This window comes from Microbispora sp. NPDC049633, assembly GCF_040675265.1.
Lineage (GTDB): Bacteria > Actinomycetota > Actinomycetes > Streptosporangiales > Streptosporangiaceae > Microbispora > Microbispora maris.
Window position 1 is genome coordinate 1 of the sequence record NZ_JBFAOO010000254.1, and the last position, 8,957, is coordinate 8,957.

Annotated in this window: 6 protein-coding genes, 1 tRNA gene and 2 pseudogenes; 4 read left to right on the forward strand and 5 right to left on the reverse strand. The window is 72.7% G+C overall.

Annotated features, from left to right (window positions below):
* Nucleotides 1–407 (forward strand): annotated as a pseudogene (locus AB0J39_RS35665) (flagellar biosynthesis protein FlgA); the annotation flags it as partial.
* A 25-nt stretch (nt 408–432) separates the two neighbouring features.
* Here AB0J39_RS35665 and AB0J39_RS35670 read toward each other — a convergent pair.
* Nucleotides 433–1,674 carry an MFS transporter gene (locus tag AB0J39_RS35670; protein WP_363472937.1) on the reverse strand — a complete coding sequence of 414 codons (1,242 nt, stop codon included), beginning with the start codon at nt 1,672–1,674 and terminating at the stop codon, nt 433–435.
* Nucleotides 1,671–2,759, reverse strand: coding sequence for an alkene reductase (locus AB0J39_RS35675; RefSeq protein ID WP_363472938.1), 1,089 nt, complete (start codon nt 2,757–2,759; stop codon nt 1,671–1,673). The genes AB0J39_RS35670 and AB0J39_RS35675 overlap by 4 nt, the downstream gene beginning before the upstream one ends.
* Before the next feature lie 133 nt (nt 2,760–2,892).
* On the opposite strand from AB0J39_RS35675, the gene AB0J39_RS35680 reads away from it, so the two are divergent.
* Nucleotides 2,893–5,628, forward strand: a complete 2,736-nt coding sequence (locus AB0J39_RS35680; RefSeq protein WP_363472940.1) for an AAA family ATPase — start codon at nt 2,893–2,895, stop codon at nt 5,626–5,628.
* Between the two features lie 82 nt (nt 5,629–5,710).
* On the opposite strand, the gene AB0J39_RS35685 is transcribed toward AB0J39_RS35680, so the two are convergent.
* Together AB0J39_RS35685 and AB0J39_RS35690 are read right to left on the reverse strand one after the other, a co-directional pair.
* Nucleotides 5,711–6,829 (reverse strand): D-alanyl-D-alanine carboxypeptidase family protein, encoded by a 1,119-nt coding sequence (locus AB0J39_RS35685; protein ID WP_363472942.1) that lies wholly within the window; start codon nt 6,827–6,829, stop codon nt 5,711–5,713.
* Nucleotides 6,830–6,958: 129 nt separating this feature from the next.
* The gene (locus AB0J39_RS35690; protein ID WP_363472943.1) at nt 6,959–7,546 is read right to left on the reverse strand and encodes a hypothetical protein; all 588 of its coding nucleotides are present in this window, start codon (nt 7,544–7,546) and stop codon (nt 6,959–6,961) included.
* A 158-nt stretch (nt 7,547–7,704) separates the two neighbouring features.
* Between AB0J39_RS35690 and AB0J39_RS35695 the strand changes: the two genes are divergently transcribed.
* Nucleotides 7,705–7,777, forward strand: a tRNA-Arg gene (locus tag AB0J39_RS35695).
* Nucleotides 7,778–7,930: 153 nt separating this feature from the next.
* On the opposite strand, the gene AB0J39_RS35700 is transcribed toward AB0J39_RS35695, so the two are convergent.
* Nucleotides 7,931–8,254 carry a hypothetical protein gene (locus tag AB0J39_RS35700; RefSeq protein ID WP_363472945.1) on the reverse strand — a complete coding sequence of 108 codons (324 nt, stop codon included), beginning with the start codon at nt 8,252–8,254 and terminating at the stop codon, nt 7,931–7,933.
* 113 nt (nt 8,255–8,367) lie between these two features.
* On the opposite strand from AB0J39_RS35700, the pseudogene AB0J39_RS35705 reads away from it, so the two are divergent.
* A pseudogene (locus tag AB0J39_RS35705) lies at nt 8,368–8,730 on the forward strand (transposase); the annotation flags it as partial.
* Between the last annotated feature and the right edge of the window lie 227 nt (nt 8,731–8,957).

Here is an 8,957-nt window from a genome sequence, read left to right on the forward strand (position 1 = left end):
GTGGGCGGGTGGGCCCCGCCCGGCGGGGGCGGGCCGGCGGGGCCGCCGGCGCGCGGCGGGGGGTTGCGCCCCCCCCCGCCGCGCGCGGCCGGGGCCCCGGTCTGTTCCGCCAGGCCCTGGCCGGGCAGGCGCCCGCCGGACAGGTGGTCGCGACACCGATACGGATCGCCGATCCCGACGCCGCCCGGCTGCTGTCCCCGGGTGACGTGATCGACGTCCTCGCGGCCTTCGAGGACGGGCCCTTCCAGGCCCGGGTCATCGCCCAGGAGGTGCGGGTGATCGCACGACCGCCCGGCCGTACCGACGGCGGCGCACTGCTCGTGCTCGCCACGACCCCCGGCCAGGCCGCGCAGCTCGCCCAGGCCCAGGCGCAGGGCAGGCTCTTCGTCACCATCCACCCGCGCTGAGGGAACAGTGCGGGGCCCGGGAGGCTCAGCCGACCAGGAGCGTCGCGATGGCGGGGCCGAACGCGGCGCCGAGCAGGTAGGCGAGGTTGAACAGGCCCATCGCCGTCGGCCGTTCCGATGCGGGCACGGCAGCGGCGGCGCGGGCCGCGTACGCCCCCTGCCCGGAGGCGGCGGCGACCGAGGCGAGCGCCTGGGCGGCGAGCAGCGCAACCGGCCCGCGGCCCAGCACGGCCAGCACCCCGCCCGCCGCGCTCAGCACGGGGAACACCACGGCCGCCGCGCCGAACGAACCGCGGGCGGTGGCCGCGATCACCGGATAGGACGCGAGCCCGCCGAACAGCAACGGCCAGGTGATGGCCAGGCCGACCTGCCCGCGGCTCCACCCCGAGTGCTCGGCGAGCAGCGGCGGCAACGCGTAGATCATCCCGAAGTTGACCACCGCCAGCAGGAACGCCAGCCCTGCCGAGACCAGGAACACCGGAGCGCGTAGGACCACCGTCGGCACGAACCCGTCCGGCCGGGCGCGCAGCCGCAGCGCCAGCAGCACCCCGGCCGCGACCGCCGCGCCACTCGCGGCCTGCCACGCGTGCGGCAGGACCACCAGAGCCGTCACCAGCGCCGTCACGAGCACCGCGCCGACGAGGTCGAACGGCATGGCCGACAGCGAGGTCACGGGCCGTCCGCGCAGGACGAACGGCACAGAGAGCAGGCTGAGTGCGGGCAGCGCCAGTGTGGCCCGCCAGCCGAGCAGGCCCGCGACCACGTCACCGGTGAGCGGGGCGGCGGCCCCGATCGTCGCGAGCGACGCCGTGACCAGCCCCATCACGCGGGCCGAACCGGCGAGGCTCATCGCGATCGTGGTGAGCCCGGCGGCGCCGAGGCCCTGGAGCGCGCTCCCGGCGACCAGCAGGGGCAGCGCCGGGGCCACGACCGTCAGGGCCGCGCCCAGCAGCACGAGTGCGGCACCGGTGAGCAGCGCCGCGGGGGTCCCCCGGCGGCGCTGCAGACCGGCCATCAGCGGTGTGCCCACCGCGATGGCCCATCCGAAGGCCGTGACGATCCAGGTCGCCGCGTCCACCGTCGTGCCGAGGTCCCGGGCCGTGTCCGCGAGCACCAGGGCCGACCCGGCGATCCCGAAGGACATCGGTCCGGCCAGCAGCGCCAGCCACACCCCCGGCACCCCTTGTGCCGCGCCGCGCGCGTCCGCACCGCGGTCGCCCTCCGGGTCCCGCGTCCGCACGACGGCCGGGTCCTGCCCCCCGCTCATCGGACGGCCCCCACCGGCAGCGCCGGATAGTCGGTGTAGCCGCGGTGGTCGCCGCCATAGTAGGTGGCCGGGTCGGCCTCGTTGTACGGCCCGCCGGCCGCGACGCGTACGTGCAGGTCGGGATTGGCCAGCCAGAGCCGGCCGAAGGCGATCGCGTCGGCCAGGCCGGAGCGCAGCGCCTCGACGCCGTCGTCGACGGTCGCCGCCTCCTCTCCGCCGTACGGGTGCGGGTTGAGCACGAGCGCGCCCGGCCACTCGGTGCGCAGCGCCTTGGTGAGGGCGCGCGTGCCGTTCTCCGAGACGTGCAGGTAGGCCAGGCCGTACGGGGCCAGCGCACGAGCCAGCTCGGGATAGAGCGAGTCGGGGTCGCTCTCGTCGATTCCGTTGTAGGTGATGCCGGGCGAGATGCGGATTCCCGTGCGGGCCGGGCCGATGACGTCGGCGACCGCCTGCACGACCTCGACGGCGAAGCGGATGCGCCCCTCGACGGATCCGCCGTAGGCGTCGGTGCGCCGATTGGTGTTGTCCGACAGGAACTGATGGACGAGGTAGCCGCTCGCCCCGTGCACCTCGACACCGTCGAAGCCCGCATCCATGGCGTACCTGGCCGCGACGGCGAACTCCTCGATGACCTGGGCGATGTCCGCCGTGGTCATCTGCCGTGGCGTCGGCAGGTCGAGCAGACCTGTGGGCGTGTAGAGCCGCTCGCTGTCGCACCGGATCGGCGACGGCGCCCAGGGGAGGTCGCCGCCCGGATACAGGTAGGGGTGGCCCATCCGGCCCGCGTGCATGAGCTGGACGAAGATGCGGCCGCCACGCCGGTGCACCTCGTCCGTGACCAGCCGCCAGGCGGCTGCCTGCTCAGGCGTGTGCAGGCCTGGCGTGTCGATGTAGCCCTGGCCCAGCACGCAGGGCTGGGTGCTCTCCGCGATGACGAGCCCGGCTCCCGCGCGCTGGCCGTAGTAGTCCACCGTGAGGGCGTTCACCAGGCCGTTCCGCGCGCGGTTGCGGGTCATCGGAGCCATGACCAGACGGTTGGGCAGGTCAAGCGTGCCCAGGGTCGTCGGCTCCAGCAGTTCGCTCATGTCGTCCTCCCCACTTCAGGTGAGCGTCTGTGCCGGTCCGACGGTACGAGCGGGCGGTTACGGGCCGAATCGGTAAGGTTTCGGTACTGCGGTACGGGTGTCAGATGTACGTACTTACCGAGCGGGGGCGCTTGTGCTGTACGGGAGGGTGGACGAGCAGGCCGCGATCCGAGCCCTCGTGGACGCGGCGCGCACCGGCCGCAGCGGCGGCCTCGTCCTGCGGGGCGAGAGTGGGATAGGCAAGTCCGCACTCCTGTCCTGGGCCGCCGGTTACGCGGAGGAGACCGGGCTCCGGACATTGCGGGTCACGGGTCTCGAGGCCGAGGCCGACCTGGCCTTCGCCGGTCTGGTGCAGCTCCTGTGGCCGGTCCAGGATCGGATCGGCGTCCTGCCCCGGCCACAGGCCGACGCGCTGCGGGCGGTGCTGGCGCCGCCGCAGGACGGGCAGCCGGGCGGACCCGACCGGTTTCTGACGGGGCTGGCCGTGCTGACCCTCCTCGCCGAGGTGGCCGTCGACGGTCCGTTGCTCTGCCTGGTGGACGACGCGCACTGGCTGGACCAGGCGAGCGCCGACGCGTTGCGCTTCGCCGCCCGGCGGCTGAACGCCGAAGGTGTGGCCATGCTGTTCGGCGCGAGGGAGGAGGGCTTCGCGGCCACCGGCCTCCCCGAGCTGCGGCCGTCGCGTCTGTCGCCGCAGGACGCGGCCCTGCTGCTGGCCGACCGGAAACTCGCGCCGAGCAGCCGTGAGCAGGTGATCGAGGAGTCGGCGGGCAACCCGCTGGCGCTCATCGAGTTCGCCGCGGCGCGGCGGAGCCACCACTTCGCCGCCGGGCCCATGCCCGTCTCCGATCGGGTGCTCGCCTCGTTCCGGTCGCGGATCGCGCTGCTGCCCGAGAGGACCCGCCTGATGATGCTCACGGCCGCCGCCGAGGGGCGCGGGCACCTGCCGACGCTGCTGGGGGCGGCCGGCGCGCTGGATGTGGGGCTGGAGGATCTGGCGGAGGCCGAGCAGGCCGGGCTGGTCGACGTGACCGCCAACGTCGTGACCTTCCGCCACCCCCTGATCGCCACCGCCGCCTACCACGGTGCGGCGCTGGCACGGCGGATCGCGGTGCACGAGGCGCTGGCGGGCGCGGCCACGGACGACGACTGCCGGGCCAGGCACCTCGCCGCGGCGACCACGAAGACGGACGAGCGGGTCGCGGAGGTGATCGCCCGCGCGGCCGAGCGCGCCCGTGCCCGCACCGCCTACGCCGCCGCGGCGGGCCTGTACGAGCAGGCCGCGCGGCTCACCCCGCACCCGCGTTCACGGGCCGGGCGGTTGGGTGAGGCGGCGCGGCTGGCACTGTCCGCCGGGCACCCCAAGCAGGCCGCCGACCTGGTTGACCAGGCCGAGCGTCTGGTCGACGACCCGGAGTCGCTGGCCGAGCTGGCGCCGGTGCGGGCGGCCGTGGAGTTCGAGGTGGGCGAGCGGCGGCTGGCGGCCCGCGTGCTGGTCGAACGCTCGGCGCCCGCGGACCCGGAGCAGGCCGCGGCGATGCTGCGCACCAGCGCGGGGTACGGCTGGTTCTACGGCGACCGGGATGCGATCCTCGCCGCGGCGGAACGGCTGCGCGAGTTGGGGTTGTGCGACCCGATGGTGGCGGGGATGGCGGCTCTCGTACAGGACGACTACGCGCGTGGGCTGCCTCTGCTCACCGAGTTCGTGGCCGCCACGCCACGACCGGCGCCGGACTTCCTGGCCGGTACGGCCCGGCCGGGCGCCGTGCCGGGCGCCGTGCCGGGCGCCGCCGCGTGGGCGGGGCACCCGGCGGGCGGACTGACGATGGCGTGGGGTGCCTTCTGCGCGATGATCATCGGGGACGACACGGCCTCGGCCGAGCTGGCCGAGGCCGAGATCGGCCGGTGTCGCCGGCATGGGCTCGTCGGCACGCTGCCACAGGTGCTGCAGGACCTGGCGGGCGTGCAGGTGCAGGCCGGACTGCACCGCGATGCCGAGATGTCCGTCGCGGAGGCCGTCCGGCTGGTCCACGACATCGGACTGGAGCAGCGGGTGCCCCGGCTCAACTCGGTGCTGGCGCGGGTCGCCGCGATCGAGGGCGACGAGGAGCGTTGCGTGCGGTTGGCCAGTCAGGAGCTCGACACCGGGGGCATGGCCGGTGTCGCGGCGCTGAGCCTGCTCGATCTCGGGCTGGGCCGTCACGCAGCGGCTCTCGATCGGCTGGAGGCCGCCGTACGCGGTCCGTTGCGGCACGCGTCCGGGCTCGTCGCGGCGAGTGCCGACCAGGTGGAGGCGGCCGTACGGCTGGGGGAGCCCGAGCGGGCGGCCGAACCGCTGCGCCGCATCGAGGCATGGGCGCGGGCCGGCGGGCAGCACTGGGCAGAGGCGTTGAGCGCGCGCTGCCGCGCCCTGCTGAGCGACGACGAGACCGACTACCTGCGCGCTCTGACGGCGCACGAGGGGTCAGGGCGGCCGTTCGAGCGGGCCCGCACCGAGCTGCTGTACGGAGAGTGGCTGCGGCGGGCCAGGCGACGCAGTGACGCACGGGTGCCGCTGCGCTCGGCGCTGGCCGTCTTCGAGCGCCTGCGTGCCGCGCCGTGGGTCCAGCGGGCACGGGCCGAGCTGCACGCGACCGGCGAGGTCCTCCTGCCGGCGGAACCCACGGCCGTCGATCCGGTGGAGCGGCTCACCGCACAGGAGCTTCAGGTGGTCCGGCTGGCGGCGGACGGCGGCACCAGCAGGGAGATCGCGGCACAACTGTTCCTGAGCCCGCGGACCGTCGAACACCATCTGTACCGCGCCTTCCGGAAGCTCGGCATCCGCTCCCGCCGCGAACTCGCCCGGCTCGACCTCTCCGGTCGGCGCTGACCTCGAAACAGGGTCAGGCGGTGCTCGCCGGAGCCTGCTGGAAGCCTTCGACGGGCCCGTCTTCGTCCAGCCGCCGGGCCCGTCAGAGGAGCGAGCCGAGCTTGGGGTCGTACTCCCAGTGCCAGGGTTCGAAGGGGCTGCTGTAAGCCCAGTCGGGGTGGAACCAGCCGAACCGCTTGCCGTTGGCCTCCAGCCAGTTGAACTGCGCCGAACGGAAGTTCTGCACGCCGCCGCACAGGTCGACGGCGAGCCCCAGCCCGTGGTTGCTCTTACCGGGAGTGGCCGCGAAACCGGGCCGCCGATAGTAGACCGACTGCTGCTCGCTGAGGCTGCGGTAGCTGTCGGAGATGCACATCGAGGTGCCGAACCGCTTCTTGTAGGCGATGTTGAGATCGGCGAAGGCGATCGCCGCGTCCGCCCGCAGCGTCTCCCCGTTCTGCGGCAGGGGGCACAGGATGTTCTTCGGCAGCAGGCCGTTCGGGTACTGCTCCGCCTGGGTGATCCTGGTGGGGTCGCATCCCCCCGCCCCCTGCGTCCCGTCGCCGATCTTGACGCCGAGCTTGATCAACGCCTTGGTCAGCGATCGCACCAGAGTGGACGAGCGCTTGCGCAGAGCGGCCACCTGGGCGTTCAGCTGCGCCTCCTGCAGGAGGCTCGCCGCCCGGAGCTCCTGGGCCTCCTGGGCGAGCTGCTGCTGCCGCTCCAGCAACTTGATCGCGTCGCCGAGCACGTTGTTGCGCCCGGCCACCAGGTGATCGAGGTCGGCGATCCTCCGAAGCGTGTCCGTGCCGTTTCCCACCCGGAAGAACGGGCTGAGCCCGTCGACAGACGGGTCCTGATACAGCGACGACGCCAGGTCGGACAGCGGTTTGCGCATCTTGTTGAGCTCCGCCGTGGCCTGCTGGAGGCTCTCGAGCTTGGCCACCATCTCCTTCTCCACGGCGCCGAACTTCTTCTGGCGCGCCACCAGCGCCCTGTTCGCGTCCTCGATGGACTTGTACGCCTTCTGGGCCTCTCGCCGCAGCTCGGTCAGCGAGGTGGGCTCCTTGCCGAGCTCGCCGGCCCAGGCGGTCGTCGATTCCCGCGCGGTGGTCGTGACGCCTGCCGAGGCGGCCGCGGCCGTGCCGTACGACACGGAGACGGCCAGCGAAGTCATCACCGTGACGACCGCGATCAGCCGGGCTGATCGAGGAGATGACACGATCGACTCCCCCGTTTGCGAACTCGTGACCTGGGTCAGGGACGCACGTTACTACAGCGCCCTGTGTGTCCGAGCCCCGGTTCGCACAAGCGCTATCGACCGGTCACGTCGCATTTGCGCGTTTCCAGCTCATCGCCCGCCTTCGGAGTGAGCCTCTTGTTCCCGGCAGAGCTCCCACAACCATGTGTCCCGCCACTCGGGCGCACACCTGAAGGTCGTCTCCTCGCGCGGCTCCGGCTCCGGCTCCGGCTTCGCCTCCGCCGGACGTCGCACCGCCGGGGCATCCGCTTGGACGACCTCACGGACCGGCCGGGCGATCGGAAGGATCCGTACGAGCCCCTCGTAGAGACGCGCTGGGCCGGTCGGCTCGGGCACCGGAGTCGGATCCAGCAGGGGCTCCCGCACCGCCCCCGCCATCGGCACCACGGCGATTCTCCGGGCTTCTGGGGCGTCCCCGGCGGGCGGCACACTCGGCCTCGCGCCGGGCATCCGGTCTCCCACGGTCACGGCGGGCGCTCCGCCACGCCCCGCACGCGCCGTCCCGGCCGGCTCCGCCCGGACGGCCGCGTCCGGTGCGAACTCGCTCCGCGCCCGTTCCCCGTAGCCGGTGAAGTCGGCCATGAGCATGCCCGAGGCCAGGAACGCCGGCACGAGCAGCGCCACGACGAGCACCGCCGATCGCAGCCCACGCGCGGCTCCACGTCGCGTAACGGTCACGGCCAGCGACGGTAACCGCCCGACCTACGCGGCCGTACGGCGACTTGCCATGCCTTTACCGCAGGTCAGCCCGCCGGTGACCGGGGAACTCGAAACGACACCCCCGGTGGAGGCGCGAGCGGGCCCAACCTTTCGCTAGGCTTACTGATGCACATCATGCCTCCGTAGCTCAGGGGATAGAGCACCGCTCTCCTAAAGCGGGTGCCGCAGGTTCGAATCCTGCCGGGGGCACTCTTTGATCAGGCCAAACAGCCCCTCACCTGGGGCTTCTCCGAACCGCCCGGCGATCATGTGCAGCCAGATGCAGCCGTAGGCAGCCGCATGTCAGTGATCGCGAAATATGCGCGAAACGATCTTGGTGGCTGGTTGACCAGGTCGGACCAGTCATCGACGGGCGTGAGGATAGACGACGCCCAAGCCACACCCCAGTGTGGCGAGCATGCGACCTCGCTTCAGGCCGCGCTCGTCGTGCGCTTCCCCCGAGTCGGTATAGCGCTTGTTCGCCTGTGGGCGCGCCTTCTCCAGGGTCAGCATGCCCCAGCCTTCATCGGGCAACTGGCAGTTCTCCCGCCGGAGGCCCGCGGCTTCCTCAGGGCGAAGCGCGGCGTAGTACGTGCAGGCGTACAGGGCCATCATGCGCGGCCCCCGCGAACGGCCAACGTAGGTCACCGCAGCGAGCAGCGCCCCCGCCTGACGAGGATTGACCACCGTCCGAGGGTCGACGGCTTCCGTCGACTTGGGCGGAGCCCACTTGATCTCGCGCAGTGGGTTCGAGGGCAAGACCTTCTCTTCAACGGCGAGCTCCAGGAGGTGATTGAGGACTGATCCGCACCGAGTCCGGCGGCGGCACCCACGAGTTCCTGTCCTGGCTGTCCCGGCCCGGGCGGCGGCTGTCGTACTCGATCGGGTTCACCCTCACCGAGGAGATCCAGGCCGCGATCCTTGCCCTGCCCCAGCAGGCCTGGACGCCTGCCTACGACGCAGAGGGCAAGGTCCGGCCCGGCGCCTGGGTAGCCGAGCTGACCGGCCTGGTGAAACTGGACGGCCGGCCCAAGGGGATGCGCCTGATCGTGCGCAAAGAGCGCCCTCACCCCGGCGCGCAGTTGCGCTTCACCCACATCGACGGGCACCGCTTCACCTGCTTCGTCACCAACATCAAGCGAGGCCAGCTCGCCGACCTGGAGCGAAATCACATTCCACCCGAACCGATCAGCCAGCCACCGGATGAGCACGAAAGATCGAGGCTGACGAGGTGTAAGGACACGTCTCAGGCCAGGCTTACGGTGTCGGGCCTGGTGGTGGGCGGGGGGGGGGGCGCCCCGCCCCCCCCCGAGGGGAAAAACGGGATGGGGTGGACGGGCGCGCGGAGGAGGGACGGGGGGGGGTATGTGGTAATGTATGAGCGTGTTTT